At 33.2% G+C, this 15,108-nt stretch carries 14 protein-coding genes; 13 read left to right on the forward strand and 1 reads right to left on the reverse strand.

The window, feature by feature from the left end:
* The 9 genes from yfmF (at position 1) to rny (ending at position 9,882) form a co-directional block, all read left to right on the forward strand.
* A complete protein-coding gene (yfmF, locus tag ACA31_RS03810; RefSeq protein WP_057512046.1) occupies positions 1 to 1,290 on the forward strand; it encodes an EF-P 5-aminopentanol modification-associated protein YfmF in 1,290 nt (429 codons plus the stop codon).
* The gene (yfmH, locus tag ACA31_RS03815) at positions 1,290 to 2,576 is read left to right on the forward strand and encodes an EF-P 5-aminopentanol modification-associated protein YfmH (RefSeq protein ID WP_057512047.1); all 1,287 of its coding nucleotides are present in this window, start codon (positions 1,290 to 1,292) and stop codon (positions 2,574 to 2,576) included. The genes yfmF and yfmH overlap by 1 nt, the downstream gene beginning before the upstream one ends.
* 1 nt (position 2,577) lies before the next feature.
* Positions 2,578 to 3,282 (forward strand): elongation factor P 5-aminopentanone reductase, encoded by a 705-nt coding sequence (ymfI, locus tag ACA31_RS03820; RefSeq protein ID WP_057512048.1) that lies wholly within the window; start codon positions 2,578 to 2,580, stop codon positions 3,280 to 3,282.
* Positions 3,283 to 3,443: 161 nt separating this feature from the next.
* Entirely contained in the window at positions 3,444 to 4,274 is an 831-nt protein-coding gene (locus ACA31_RS03825; protein ID WP_057512049.1) for a YmfK family protein, read from the forward strand.
* Between the two features lie 33 nt (positions 4,275 to 4,307).
* Entirely contained in the window at positions 4,308 to 4,700 is a 393-nt protein-coding gene (locus ACA31_RS03830; protein WP_057512050.1) for a helix-turn-helix domain-containing protein, read from the forward strand.
* Between the two features lie 55 nt (positions 4,701 to 4,755).
* Positions 4,756 to 5,334 (forward strand): CDP-diacylglycerol--glycerol-3-phosphate 3-phosphatidyltransferase, encoded by a 579-nt coding sequence (pgsA, locus tag ACA31_RS03835; protein WP_057512051.1) that lies wholly within the window; start codon positions 4,756 to 4,758, stop codon positions 5,332 to 5,334.
* 301 nt (positions 5,335 to 5,635) lie between these two features.
* Complete coding sequence (locus tag ACA31_RS03840) at positions 5,636 to 6,778, forward strand: CinA family nicotinamide mononucleotide deamidase-related protein (RefSeq protein ID WP_057512052.1); 1,143 nt, start codon at positions 5,636 to 5,638, stop codon at positions 6,776 to 6,778.
* 173 nt (positions 6,779 to 6,951) lie between these two features.
* Positions 6,952 to 7,998, forward strand: coding sequence for a recombinase RecA (gene recA, locus ACA31_RS03845; RefSeq protein WP_057512053.1), 1,047 nt, complete (start codon positions 6,952 to 6,954; stop codon positions 7,996 to 7,998).
* A gap of 324 nt (positions 7,999 to 8,322) precedes the next feature.
* Positions 8,323 to 9,882 carry a ribonuclease Y gene (rny, locus tag ACA31_RS03850; protein WP_057512054.1) on the forward strand — a complete coding sequence of 520 codons (1,560 nt, stop codon included), beginning with the start codon at positions 8,323 to 8,325 and terminating at the stop codon, positions 9,880 to 9,882.
* A 398-nt stretch (positions 9,883 to 10,280) separates the two neighbouring features.
* On the opposite strand, the gene ACA31_RS03855 is transcribed toward rny, so the two are convergent.
* On the reverse strand, positions 10,281 to 10,496 hold the full coding sequence (locus ACA31_RS03855; protein ID WP_057512055.1) for a hypothetical protein: 216 nt from the start codon (positions 10,494 to 10,496) through the stop codon (positions 10,281 to 10,283).
* A 164-nt stretch (positions 10,497 to 10,660) separates the two neighbouring features.
* Here ACA31_RS03855 and ACA31_RS03860 point away from each other — a divergent pair, with 164 nt between their 5' ends.
* The 4 genes from ACA31_RS03860 to ACA31_RS03875 all read left to right on the forward strand — a co-directional run bounded on the left by ACA31_RS03860 (position 10,661) and on the right by ACA31_RS03875 (position 15,022).
* On the forward strand, positions 10,661 to 11,449 hold the full coding sequence (locus ACA31_RS03860; RefSeq protein WP_057512056.1) for a TIGR00282 family metallophosphoesterase: 789 nt from the start codon (positions 10,661 to 10,663) through the stop codon (positions 11,447 to 11,449).
* Between the two features lie 113 nt (positions 11,450 to 11,562).
* A complete protein-coding gene (locus ACA31_RS03865; protein ID WP_057512057.1) occupies positions 11,563 to 13,323 on the forward strand; it encodes a 2-oxoacid:acceptor oxidoreductase subunit alpha in 1,761 nt (586 codons plus the stop codon).
* On the forward strand, positions 13,324 to 14,190 hold the full coding sequence (locus tag ACA31_RS03870; protein ID WP_057512058.1) for a 2-oxoacid:ferredoxin oxidoreductase subunit beta: 867 nt from the start codon (positions 13,324 to 13,326) through the stop codon (positions 14,188 to 14,190). It begins immediately after the preceding gene.
* Between the two features lie 193 nt (positions 14,191 to 14,383).
* Positions 14,384 to 15,022, forward strand: a complete 639-nt coding sequence (locus tag ACA31_RS03875; RefSeq protein WP_057512059.1) for a poly-gamma-glutamate hydrolase family protein — start codon at positions 14,384 to 14,386, stop codon at positions 15,020 to 15,022.
* Positions 15,023 to 15,108 lie beyond the last annotated feature (86 nt).

Here is a 15,108-nt window from a genome sequence, read left to right on the forward strand (position 1 = left end):
ATGAAAGCGAGGCATGACAATTTGAAGATAGATAAACAGCAAAATGACTTGCATATAAAAGTAATGCCAACAACAAAATTTAAAACAACCACAATCACATTGAAATTTATGGCGCCATTAGACAGTGAAACAATGACAGCACGTTCACTATTGAGCAAAATTCTCGTACGTGCGACAAAGCAATGGCCAACGGATAAAGCATTTAACCAACACTTATCACAATTATATGGTGCATACGTCAACAGTTTCATTTCAAAATTCAAAGACAAGCATGTAATTACAATATCTTTAGAAATCGTAAATGAACGTTATTTAAAAGACCAAACACCATTATTTGAAAAAGGTTTAGATCTGCTAAAAGAAATGATTTGGAACCCGTTAATTAACGATGACGAATTTGATGAAACTTTTGTTGCACAAGAAAAATCGTTATTAACAAAAAAATTAGATGCTATTGTTGATAATAAATCACAAATTGCATTTTTAAACTTACTGAAACATATGTTTGGAGACCAACCTTATCGCCATATAGCGTCAGGGCAAGTTGAATACATATCGGGTATAACACCAAAAAATTTATATCATACATATCAATCTATGCTAAAAGACGACTACTGCGCGGTCTATGTAGTAGGTAACGTAGATGAGCAAGCGGTAAAATCACAAATTCAATCATATTTTGACCTCAACCCATTTCAATTTGAAATATCAAATGCAGTGCCAATGCCAAAGTCACATAATTTACCACAAGAAATTATTGAAACAGATGTAGTGGATCAAGCTAAATTAAATATGGGGTATAAATTCCCAGCACGATATGGAGATTTACAATACTTTGCTATGGTCGTGTTAAATGTTATGTTTGGCGGCGATCCATCGTCCGTGTTATTTAATGAAGTACGAGAGAAGCAAAGCTTAGCTTATTCGATACACTCTCAAATGGATGCTAAAAATGGTTTCATGTTTGTTCTTAGTGGTGTTTCAGCTGACAAATATGAAATAGCTAAAGATACAATAATAGCTGAATTTGAAAAATTTCAACAAGGTAAATTTGATGACGATAAATTAGAGCTAGCTAAAAAAGTAATTATTTCACAACGTCAAGAATCTCATGATAGGCCAAAAAGTATTATTGAAATATTAAATAATAATATATTACTTGATGAGGATATGTCAGAAACAAGTTTTATTGAAGGTATACAAAATGTATCTAGAGCAGATATTCAGCAATTAGCACAAGAAACAATATTAGATACGATTTACATTTTGACGAAAGGAGGTAATGACTGATGAATGAAAAGTATTATAAACAAATAGACGAAAAAGTTTATGAAGCGGAGTTAAATAATGGACTCAAATTATTTGTTATTCCGAAAAACGGATTTCAAAAAACTTTCGTAACATATACAACACAATTTGGTTCCTTAGATAATAAATTTAAACCACATGGTAGCGATACATATGTCACAGTCCCAGATGGCGTAGCACACTTTTTAGAACATAAATTATTTGAAAATGAGGAAGAAGACTTATTTACTGCTTTTGCGGAAGACAACGCTCAAGTTAACGCATTTACAAGCTTTGATCGAACAAGTTATCTTTTTAGTGCTACTGGTAATGTAGACCGCAATATCAAGCGTTTATTAACGATGGTAGAAACGCCTTATTTTACTAAAGAGACAGTTGATAAAGAAAAAGGAATCATTGAAGAAGAAATTAAAATGTATCAAGAACAACCTGGTTATAAATTAATGTTCAATACATTAAAGGCCATGTACGAAACACATCCGATACGTGTGGATATCGCAGGTAGTGTTGAAAGTATTTATGAAATAACTAAAGATGATTTGTATCTATGTTATGAAACATTCTATCATCCATCGAACATGGTGTTATTTGTTGTAGGTGATGTAGATGCAGAGCACATTTATAAAATTATTGCTGACCACGAAAATAAAAGAGACAAAGTAAATCAACCCCAAATTGTCAGAGATGCTTTAGATGAAAAAAACGAAGTTAATGAGTCCAATGTAACAGAATCCATGAAACTTCAATCACCAAGATTGATGCTTGGTTTTAAAAATGAAACTTTAAAAAATGAACCTAACGAAGCCTATGTTAAACGAGATTTAGAGATGACACTATTTTATGAAATGGTGTTTGGTGAAGAGACAGATTTTTATCAAACGTTGCTTAATCAAGATTTAATAGATGAAACATTTGGTTATCAATTTGTTTTAGAACCAACCTATAGCTTTTCAGTTATCACGAGTGCAACGCAATATCCTGATAAATTGAAAACACTATTGTTAGAGGAATTAGAAAACACACAAGGCAAATTAAGCGATGAAGCGGCCTTTAATTTATTGAAAAAACAATTTATTGGAGAATTTATCTCAGGTTTAAATTCACCAGAGTATATTGCTAATCAATACACAAAACTTTATTTTGAAGGCGTAAGCTTATTCGACTTATTAGACATTGTTGAGAGTATCACTTTAGACAGCGTAAATGAAACAGCAAACACATGTTTAAATTTAACCCAAGTTGTAGATAGTCGTTTGGAGATGAAATAAAATGAAAGCTTTGGTCATGGGCGGATCTGGTGCAATAGGTTCTGCAATTGTTGATCGCCTGTTAACGAATGGATATGAAGTTATCGTACACTATAATAAATCAAATATAGAAACTCTAAAAAACCGCTATGAACAAAAGTCAGTACAATTTGTAAAATGTGATTTAACTCAGTGTAATGAATTGGATAAAACTTTTGGTTTTATAAGTAATTTAGATTGTTTAATTTATGCTAGTGGTTCAGCTTTATATGGGCAATTACAGGATATGACAGACGAAATGATCGATTCGAGTTATCAAATACATGTGCGTCAATTTATAAGAATAAGTAGATATTTTGCAGATCAATTAAGACAAAGTACAAATGGTAGAATCATCGTTATCTCATCGATTTGGGGCGAAACTGGCGCAAGCATGGAGACAGTTTATTCAGCTATGAAAGGCGCTCAAATTAGTTTTGTTAAGGCGCTTAGCCAAGAGTTAGCTATGACAAATGTCACAGTCAACGCTATTGCACCTGGTTTTGTAAGTGGCAACATGACTCAAGTCTGGACGGTAGATGAACTTAGTGAAATAACAAGGGATTTACCACAACAAAGATTGATTGCACCTGAAGAAGTTGCACATACGTGTAGTTATTTATGTCATCCATTAGCAAAAAGTATCACTGGAACGGTACAAAAAGTGAATGGAGCATGGTATTTATAAATTTTAATATTGTGTAAAAAATAAACCAACTATGAAACATTCAATGATATAATAACAGTACAATAAATCACATGATTAAAAAAGTGATATTAATAGACGTTACTTGAGCACCAGTCTATTATAAAATAACCGTTGTTTTTAAACTAAGGGGTGTTTATTTCATGACAGTAGCTACTAAAAAAGAATGGTATTTAGAATATGAGATAACTTTGAACAGATCAGGTTTATTAGGCGATGTTTCTAGTCTGTTAGGTATGATGGGTATCAATATTGTAACGATTAATGGTGTTGACGAAGGTCGTAGAGGCTTACTCATTAAGTCTGATAATTTAGAAAAAGTGAGTAGATTTGAAAATATTGTCACTGAAATTGATGATATCTCCATTACTAAATTACGTAAACCTGAACTTCGTGATCGGTTGGCAGTAAGACATGGCAGGTACATAGAGCAAGATGCTGATGATAAAAAGACATTTCGATTTGAAAGAGAAGACTTAGGTTTGCTCGTTGATTTTATGGCAGAATTATTTAAAGAAGAAGGTCATAAATTAATAGGAATTAGAGGTATGCCTAGGGTCGGAAAGACAGAATCTATTGTTGCTGGCAGTGTCTGTGCACATAAGCGCTGGTTATTCATCAGTTCTACATTAATCAAACAAACTGTGCGTAGCTCATTAATTAAAGGTGAGTACGATTCTAATCATGTTTATATAATTGATGGTGCAGTAACTGCAAGAGAATCTAATGTAAAACACCAAGAATTAGTAAAAGAAGTTATGAGTTTGCCTTCAATTAAGGTAGTAGAGCATCCTGACTTATTTGTTGAAACAAGTGATTATGAGATGAGCGATTTCGATTATATTATTGAATTAAGAGAAAATAAAAATCAAGAAATTCATTATGAAGAAATGAAGAAACAAACTGTTAAAAGTAAAAACAACTTAGACTTTGGTAACGATGACTTTGGTGGCGGATTTGGTTTCTTTGAATAAAAATATGAATAGTTATCAAGGAGGACTGACATCGTGAACACAGTTGGTCAAACTTTAAAGGGACGCCGAGAACGTTTGGGTATGACTTTAAATGAATTAGAAACACGCACACAGATAAAACGTCAAACTTTGACTTTGATAGAAAATAATGATTTTGAATCTTTGAATCATGTTGATTATGCAGAAGGTTTTATTAAAAAATATGCAAAAGCTGTTAATATTGATTCTGTACAGTTAATCAAAGCACATAGAGACGAAATTCCTAATAATGATGAAAGCATGCAAGAGACGATTGAAGTTTTTTCTAAAGAAAATAAGCCAACATATCGCAGTAAGAATAAAGAACCGTTACAAGTAGCTGTTATAGTAAGCGTTGTGGTTATCATTTCAGCGCTATTATGGATATTAGCTGTTTTAGTATTATAATCGATTAGTGTATAAAGCAATGGTTAAGTTATAAAAAAAGAAAAGAGGACTTCTTATGAATATACCGAATTGGATAACTGTTTTTAGAGTTATACTAATTCCAATATTTCTTCTATTTGCATTGGTAGATTTTGGATTTGGTAACGTTTCATTTATCGGTGGTAATGAAATTAGAATTGAATTATTAATTAGTGGTATTATTTTTATTATCGCGTCATTAAGTGATTTTGTTGATGGCTATTTAGCAAGAAAATGGGAACTTGTAACAAATATGGGGAAATTCTTGGACCCATTAGCTGATAAATTACTCGTTTCAAGTGCTTTAATCGCACTTGTGCAAATTGATTTAACAAATTCAATCGTTGCGATTATTATCATTGCACGTGAGTTCGCTGTAACAGGATTACGTTTATTACAAATTGAGCAAGGTTTTGTAAGTGCCGCTGGGCAATTAGGTAAGATTAAAACTGCTGTTACGATGGTTGCAATTGTTTGGATTCTCCTAGGTGACCCTTTAGCGACTTGGATTGGTTTTGAACTAGGACAAGTTCTGTTATACATAGGTGTATTCTTCACAATATTATCTGGAATTGAATACTTCTATAAAGGTAGAGATGTATTTAAAGCAAAATAATTAAACGTTAACTGTGTTAACGTCCATACTTACCAATAAAATCATGTAATATCATATAGTAAAACAGTCCAAAGCGATAAAATTTGGGCTGTTTTTATTTCATTTCATAAAATAGTATAACAATTAGTTTATTAAGATTTACGAAGTTTTTTTAAAGATATAAAAATCTAATCCTTAGTTTTTTAAGGAATTAAGATTTATAATTAAGTTTATCGCAGAAAAAATTTAACGCTCGCTTTTAAGTGCGCAAAAAGTATAAACTAAAGTAAATCATGTAACTTGATGTTGAGGAGGAGAAGTTGTGAAGATATCTATTATTGCAGTAGGCTCAGAATTATTGTTAGGGCAAATAGCAAATACCAATGGTCAATATTTATCAAAATTGCTGAATGGTGTAGGTCACAGTGTGGTAGAACATACTGTGATCGGTGATAATCCAGAACGATTAGAAAGAGTGATAAAAGCATCATTTAATCATTATGACACTGTTATACTGACTGGTGGCTTAGGCCCAACTAAAGATGACTTAACGAAACATACGGTCGCTAAGGTATTAGGTAGAGAATTAGTCATTGATGAACATGCATTGAATTACATTGAACAATTCTTCGAAGAACAGAATATTGAAATGACTCCAAATAACCGCCAACAAGCGTTAGTCATAGAAGGTTCACATGTATTAGAAAATAAAGTTGGCATGGCGCCAGGTATGTTAATAGATCAAGATGAAAGACGTATTGTATTGTTACCAGGCCCACCAAGAGAAATGCAACCTATGGCTAAAAATGAACTTTTGCCATTCTTCTTAAATGGTGAAAGCACTATATTCTCAGAATTATTGCGTTTTGCAGGCATCGGCGAATCTAAAGTAGAAACAGTATTAATGGATTTAATAGATGAACAAACAAATCCTACCATTGCGCCATTAGCTGGCACGCATGAAGTTAATATTAGATTGACGGCAAATGGAGATACGCAACGAGAATGTGAGCAACTTATCGCTCCTATTAAATTAGAGATTTTATCACGTATCGGCGAATATTATTATGGTTCTGATGATATATTACTGGAACAATCTCTGATGGATGAAATTGATCAATCATTTGCAATATATGATGCTGTTACAGATGGAGAATTATATTCTAGACTGAAGAATTTTAATACATCACAATTGCTTCAAGGGATGTTACCACATCATACGCAATTTATAGATGAACATGATACAATTGAAACTCAACTTTCTGTTTCTGCCAATATCGTTAAAGATTTGTATCAAACAGAAGTAGGTATTTCAGTAATGTATCATAATGATGCAATTTATTTAGGCATTTTAGAAAATGAGCGACTTGAAATTCAGTCCTTTAAAATGACGCAAAGAAGAAATTCAATAAAAAGCAGAACCCAAAATTATGTACTAATACGATTACTAAATTGGTTTAAATAAGCATTTAAAGGCTACAAAAACTTAAAAACGTAGCACGTGTGTTCTGTTTTTGTTGGAGATTTCGTCTATATAAGCGAACAAATATTCGCAAAACGCTTGCGCAATTATTTAAATCAAGGTATAGTAGGTTTAAGATATTTTACAGAGATTAATCTCAATTAGGAGGTCCAGCATTGGATAACGATCGTCAGAAAGCTTTAGATACAGTAATTAAAAATATGGAAAAATCATTTGGTAAAGGCGCAGTTATGAAATTGGGTGACAATAAAGCCCAAAGAGTTTCTAGCGTTTCAAGTGGTTCAGTTACTTTGGATAATGCGTTAGGTGTAGGTGGCTACCCTAAAGGAAGAATTATAGAAATATATGGACCAGAAAGTTCTGGTAAAACTACAGTAGCATTACATGCTATTGCAGAAGTACAAAAAAATGGTGGCATTGCGGCGTTTATTGATGCGGAACATGCGTTAGATCCTGTCTATGCAGAAGCTTTAGGTGTAGATATTCAAAATCTATATTTATCTCAACCTGACCATGGGGAACAAGGACTGGAAATTGCTGAAGCATTCGTAAGAAGTGGTGCTGTTGACATCGTAGTTATTGACTCTGTTGCTGCATTAACTCCAAAAGCTGAAATTGAAGGTGAAATGGGTGATACACATGTTGGTTTACAAGCACGTTTAATGTCACAAGCATTGCGTAAACTTTCAGGTGCTATTTCTAAATCAAAAACAACAGCAGTATTTATTAACCAAATTCGTGAAAAAGTAGGCGTGATGTTCGGTAACCCTGAAGTAACACCGGGTGGACGTGCATTAAAATTCTATAGTTCTATACGTTTAGAAGTACGTCGTGCTGAACAATTAAAACAAGGCCAAGAAATTGTTGGTAATAGAACGAAAATTAAAGTTGTGAAAAATAAAGTAGCACCGCCATTCAGAGTTGCAGAAGTGGATATGATGTATGGTAAAGGTATCTCTAAAGAAGGAGAACTTATTGACTTAGGTGTTGAAAATGAAATTGTAGATAAATCAGGTGCTTGGTATTCATACAATGGAGATCGTATGGGACAAGGTAAAGAAAATGTTAAATTATATCTAAAAGAAAACCCTGAAATCAAAGAAGATATTAATCGTAGATTGCGTGAAGCACTAGGCATTGTTGATGGTGATGTTAAAGAAGAAGAAGATGAAAAACAAACTACGCTTCTTGAAGATGAATAGTGTTATCTAAAATTATTTGAAGATTTACTATAAAATAAGCGTATATAAAAAATATGCGCTTATTTTTTTATATAAATATAAGGATTTTAAAATATCATAGAACGAATATTTTGCTATATAAGCTTTATAACATAAGTAACAATAACAGTTATAGTGGAAATAGTGTAAAAGAGGGGTCTCAAATATTGAATTAATATGTAGGAAACCTTGACACTTCTTAGTTTAAAACCGTACAATTACATTGTATGATTCTTATATAACTTCATATAATCATATTGAATTTGATATACAGAGCAAAATCCTAGATAAAAAGGGGGTGTTTGTGTGAGTTTATTAGGCCTCCTACTCATTTTGCTAGGTATTATTCTCGGAGTTGTTGTAGGGTATATTGTAGCCCGTAATCTATTGCATCAAAAGCAATTACAAGCAAGACAAACTGCAGAAGATATTATTGATCAAGGTAATAAAGAAGCAGAGAATACTAAGAAAGAAAAGCTTCTAGAAGCTAAAGAAGAAAATCAAATCTTAAAAGAACAAAGTGAAAATGAACTTCGTGAAAGACGTGGTGATCTTCAAAAGCAAGAAGCTCGACTTCTTCAAAAAGAAGAAAACTTAGAGCGAAAATCTGATCTATTAGATAAAAAAGATGAGATTTTAGAGCAAAAAGAGTCTAAACTTGAAGAACGACAACAACAAGTAGATGCAAAAGAGAGTAGTGTTCAAACATTAATAAATAAGCATGAACAAGAATTAGAACGCATCTCTGGTCTCTCTCAAGAAGAAGCTGCACAAGAGCAACTTCAAAGAGTTGAAGATGAATTGTCACAAGATATTGCAATACTTGTTAAGGAAAAAGAGAAAGAAGCAAAAGAAGCAGTCGATAAAAATGCAAAAGAATTGTTAGCAACTACTGTTCAAAGATTAGCAGCAGAACATACTTCTGAATCTACAGTATCAGTTGTTAATTTACCAAACGACGAAATGAAAGGTCGAATCATTGGTAGAGAAGGAAGAAATATCCGCACGTTAGAAACATTGACGGGTATTGATTTAATTATAGATGATACGCCAGAAGCGGTTATCCTCTCTGGTTTTGACCCAATTAGACGTGAAATTGCAAGAACTGCATTAGTAAATCTTGTTTCGGATGGACGTATCCATCCTGGACGAATAGAAGATATGGTAGACAAAGCTCGTAAAGAAGTAGACGATATTATTCGAGATGCAGGGGAACAAGCTACATTTGAAATAAATGTACATAATATGCATCCAGATTTAGTTAAAATCTTAGGTCGTTTACAATATCGTACAAGCTATGGACAAAATGTATTGAAACATTCTATCGAAGTTGCACACTTAAGTGGTATGCTAGCGGCTGAATTAGGTGAAGATGTTACATTAGCTAAACGTGCTGGTCTACTTCATGATGTTGGTAAAGCAATTGATCATGAAGTTGAAGGTAGCCATGTTGAAATAGGTGTAGAATTAGCAAAAAAATATACTGAAAATGAAACAGTTATTAATGCAATTCATTCCCACCATGGTGACGTTGAACCAACTTCTATTATTTCTATATTGGTAGCAGCAGCAGATGCATTATCAGCTGCGAGACCAGGTGCTCGTAAAGAGACATTAGAAAATTATATTAGAAGATTGGAAAGATTAGAAACACTATCTGAAAATTATGATGGTGTCGAAAAAGCGTTTGCAATTCAAGCAGGTAGAGAAATTCGAGTTATTGTATCACCAGATACTATCGACGACTTAAAATCACATCGCTTAGCAAGAGATATAAAAAGCCAAATTGAAGACGAACTTCAATATCCTGGTCATATAAAAGTGACAGTTGTTCGTGAGACTAGAGCAATTGAATATGCAAAATAAATATTAGTCATTCAATGACTAACTATAGACTGCCAACAAAGTCATAAGACTTGTTGGCAGTTTTTTGATTGAATGTAAAATTCTGTCGATGATAAAATTTAGCATTGTTATAGTTCGCTTGCTACTGGTAGTACAGCTCCTTACTAGTAAGCTACTGATTTGTGCTGGTGCTTAAATCGTCTTATCCATGCAACGTTATAACTTGAAGTCAATCCTGCTTTTGTTTGGCTTTTTTATGATTCGTATCATGTATTGTTTTTATGACGTTTATTGAACAAAGTGATATTATACTGTCTTTAAACAACAAAAAAGAGCCTTTAACTATAAAGTTAAAAGACTCCTTACTTAGTACACTGAAGTAAAAATTCACTATACTAAGCAATTTATATTTTGATTGTTTAGTTTAATTCTAAATCTGCAACTTTAATTTCTTTGATAATTTCAGCTGTGTCATAGCAGTTTGTAGCGATATTTGCATATCTTTCTGCTAAACGGTAAGCATTGATATATAGCTCTAGACTATCTTTTGCTATATCTTCTGCATCTTCACTTTTTGATGGGTTTGCTGTAACAACTAAATCAGCAAAATGTTGTGGATCGATATTAATTGACATGTATTACTTCCAACTCCTATATTTTGGATTAAAATAATTACTATAATGAATTATACCCCCATTATAAAATATAAAACTAAAAAATTAAAAAAATATTTACTAAAGAGTCTTTTCAACGTAAATCATTTACATTAAACTAGCATTAAGAGAGGATGAACAATTAAATGAGAATATTATTTATTGGAGATATCGTAGGTAAAGTAGGTAGAGAAGCAATTAACACGTACTTGCCTAAGCTTAAACAAACGCATCGTCCTACAGTTACAATTGTAAATGCGGAAAATGCCGCACATGGTAAAGGATTAACTGAAAAGATATATAAAGAATTATTAAGAGAAGGCGTAGATTTCATGACTATGGGGAACCATACTTACGGACAACGTCAAATTTATGATTTTATAGAAAATGCTAAGCGCATGGTTAGACCAGCCAATTTTCCAAATGAAGCACCAGGTGTAGGTATGCGCATTATTCAAATCAATGACCTGAAATTGGCAATTATTAACTTACAAGGTCGTGCATTTATGCAAGATATAGATGATCCATTCAAAAAAGCAGATGAATTAATTGCTGAAGCACAAAAAGAGACAGATTATATATTTGTAGATTTTCATGCGGAAACAACTTCTGAAAAAAATGCAATGGGCTGGTATTTAAATAATAGAGTGAGTGCTGTTGTAGGTACACATACACATATTCAAACTTCTGATGAAAGAATATTGCCAGGTGGTACAGGCTATATTACGGATGTAGGTATGACTGGATTTTATGATGGTATACTTGGAATCAATAGAGGAGAAGTTATCACACGCTTTATTACTAGCCTACCACAAAGACATGTAGTGCCAGATGAAGGGCGTAGTGTCTTATCTGGTGTTATCATAGATATTAATAAAGATGGCAAAGCAACGCATATTGAACGCGTACTCATCAACGATGATCATCCATTTTAATTATCGTCCGTTAGTATGAATTTTAAAATAAACCACTCTTTACATAGTAATAGGGTGGTTTATTTTGATATGATTGATTATGAATTATTATAACCATTAGGAGGCAAGATGGTATGAAATCACAAGTATCATGGAAAGTTGGCGGGCAGCAAGGTGAAGGCATTGAATCAACAGGGGAAATCTTTGCTACTGCGATGAACCGTAAAGGATACTATTTATATGGATATCGACATTTTTCAAGTAGAATAATGGGCGGACATACGAATAATAAAATAAGAGTATCAACATCACCTGTACACGCGATAAGTGATGATTTAGATATATTAATCGCCTTTGATCAAGAAACAATAGAAGTTAACCATCATGAAATGAGAACAGATAGTATTATCATTGCAGACAGCAAAGCAAAACCAGAAAAACCTGAAGGCTGTCGTGCGCAACTAATAGATTTACCATTTACGGCAACAGCAAAAGAATTAGGCACTGCCTTAATGAAAAATATGGTTGCTATTGGTGCGACATGTGCAGTGATGAAATTAGATATTTCAGCTTTTGAAACGCTTATTACTAATATGTTTACTAGAAAAGGCGAGAAAGTTGTCGAAATGAATATAGAAGCATTAAATGAAGGTTATCGTTTAATGATGGAGCAGCTTAATACTGTTGAAGGTGATTTTGTCTTAGAAGAAACAGATGGAACACCACATCTATATATGATTGGTAATGATGCAATCGGCTTAGGCGCTTTATCAGCTGGATCAAGATTTATGGCGGCATATCCTATAACGCCTGCTTCAGAAATTATGGAGTATATGATCGATAATCTACCAAAAGTAGGTGGCACAGTTGTGCAAACTGAAGATGAAATTGCTGCTGCAAACATGGCCATTGGATCAAACTATGCTGGTGTACGCGCTTTTACTGCCAGTGCTGGACCTGGACTTTCATTAATGATGGAAGCGATTGGTCTATCTGGTATGACAGAAACACCATTTGTAGTGATTAATACCCAACGTGGTGGGCCTTCTACAGGCTTGCCTACCAAACAAGAACAATCTGATTTAATGCAGATGATTTACGGTACACATGGGGATATCCCTAAAATCGTAGTTGCACCTACAGATGCAGCTGATGCATTTTATCTTACGATTGAAGCATTTAATTTAGCAGAAATGTATCAATGTCCAGTAATTATTTTAAGTGATTTACAATTGTCATTAGGCAAACAAACTGTAGAAAAATTAGATTATAACAAAATCGAAATTAACCGTGGCGAAACAATCCAATCTGATATAGAACGAGAAGAAGACGACAAAGCTTATTTCAAACGTTATGCATTGACTGAGAGTGGCGTATCACCTAGACCTATTCCAGGTGTTAAAGGTGGCATACACCATGTAACAGGTGTCGAGCATAATGAAGAAGGTAAGACGAGTGAAGCGGCTGATAATAGACAACAACAAATGGATAAACGTATGCGTAAAACGGAGCATTTATTGATTAATGATCCAGTAGAAGCAGATGAACAACATGATGAAGCAGATATTTTATATTTAGGTTTCATTTCGACTAAAGGTGCAATTCAAGAAGGTAAAGATAGACTAGAAGCACAAGGATTAAAAGTAAATCATTTACAAATTAGACAATTGCATCCTTTCCCTAAAGAAACACTTCAAAAATCCATTGATAAAGCATCGAAAGTTGTCGTAGTAGAACACAATTACCAAGGACAACTTGCAAGTATCTTGAAAATGAATGTCACGTTAGGTGATAAATTAGTGAACCAAACAAAATACGATGGAACGCCATTCTTGCCACATGAAATTGAAATAAAAGGACTTGAGATTGCCAAAGATTTAAAGGAGTTGGTATAAATGGCAACGTTTAAAGATTTTAGAAATAATGTTAAGCCCAATTGGTGCCCAGGTTGTGGAGATTTTTCAGTACAAGCAGCGATTCAAAAAGCAGCAGCCAATATTGGTTTGGAACCTGAAGAGGTAGCAATCATTACTGGTATCGGCTGTTCTGGTCGTTTATCTGGCTATGTGAATTCTTATGGTGTACATGGCATACATGGTCGTTCATTACCATTAGCACAGGGTGTGAAAATGGCAAATAAGGACTTGACTGTTATTGCTTCCGGCGGAGATGGTGACGGTTATGCAATAGGTATGGGCCATACAGTTCATGCATTGCGTAGAAATATGAATATGACATATATTGTAATGGATAACCAGATTTATGGACTGACTAAAGGACAAACATCGCCTTCATCAGCACCAGGTTTTGTTACAAAATCAACACCAAAAGGAAATATCGAGCAAAATGTTAAACCATTAGAGCTTGCATTATCTTCTGGAGCAACATTTGTAGCACAAGGCTTCTCAAGTGATATAAAAGGACTTACAAAAATGCTTGAAGATGCCATTAACCATGACGGTTTTTCATTTGTGAATGTCTTTTCACCATGTGTAACATATAATAAAGTGAATACTTATGATTGGTTTAAAGAAAATCTTACAAGTATTGATGATATAGAAGATTTTGATATTACAGATAAAAGTAATGCAACACAAAAAGTGTTAGAATATGATTCTCTGATTAAAGGTATTGTTTATCAAGATACTGAGACACCATCATATGAATCTCAAATTGAAGAAATGGAAGATACGCCATTAGCTAAAAGAGATATTCATATTGATGAAACGCAGTTCAATGAATTAACAAAACAATTTGTTTAAATTTGAAGTATAGATAATATTAATATAGTAAAAATAATTAAATAATAGCATATAAGCTGATTACATACGGAGATAGGTTGAGACACATTCAACATCGTATAGTATCAGCTTTTTTAGTAAATGAAGGAATAAATTATGCTGATTTATAGTATTATAGAAGCTAAACAGTACTTTATACTTTGGAGGGAATACGATGGTAGACCAATTTAATTCAATGACTGAACTTTTGTTACATACAAGTGAAAGTAAAGATTGGGAAATTCATACGCGGCGAACAGGTCAGCCAATGATTATAACGGCAGTCCATGGTGGGGCGATTGAACGTGGAACAACTGAACTTGCTCAATCTATAAGTGAAGGCGGTAACTATGATTTTTATACTTTTAAAGGTGTACGTCATAATAAAAATCATGAACTACATGTGACATCAAGACGTTTCGATGAACCTAAACTTTTACAAATGCTCAACGATAATTGGCATGCGATTTCTGTTCACGGTTGCATGGGTGATAAACCAGAAGTATATATCGGAGGAAAGGATCAAGCACTAATAAAATATATTAAACAGTATTTATCTGACATTAATGTCATTGTTAAAGATGCACCAGCCCATATTTCTGGACGTCATGATGATAATTTTGTTAATTGTTGCCAACACAAAGCTGGCGTTCAGCTAGAATTAACTACATATCTAAGAAAAAAATTCTTTATTAACAAAAAATATAATCTTTATGATAGGGAAAATCGTGATAATTGGTCTCTGTTAATGAGCAATTTTACGCAAGCAATCATTGACGCTGTAAATCATTATCAAAAATATAATCATTTATAAACTCATTTTAAATAACAACAGAAATAATATTTGCAAAACAAAATATAATAAGATATTATAGATACGGTATATCTATAATAGGAAGT

This window comes from Staphylococcus sp. NAM3COL9 (genome assembly GCF_001431205.1).
GTDB lineage: Bacteria > Bacillota > Bacilli > Staphylococcales > Staphylococcaceae > Staphylococcus.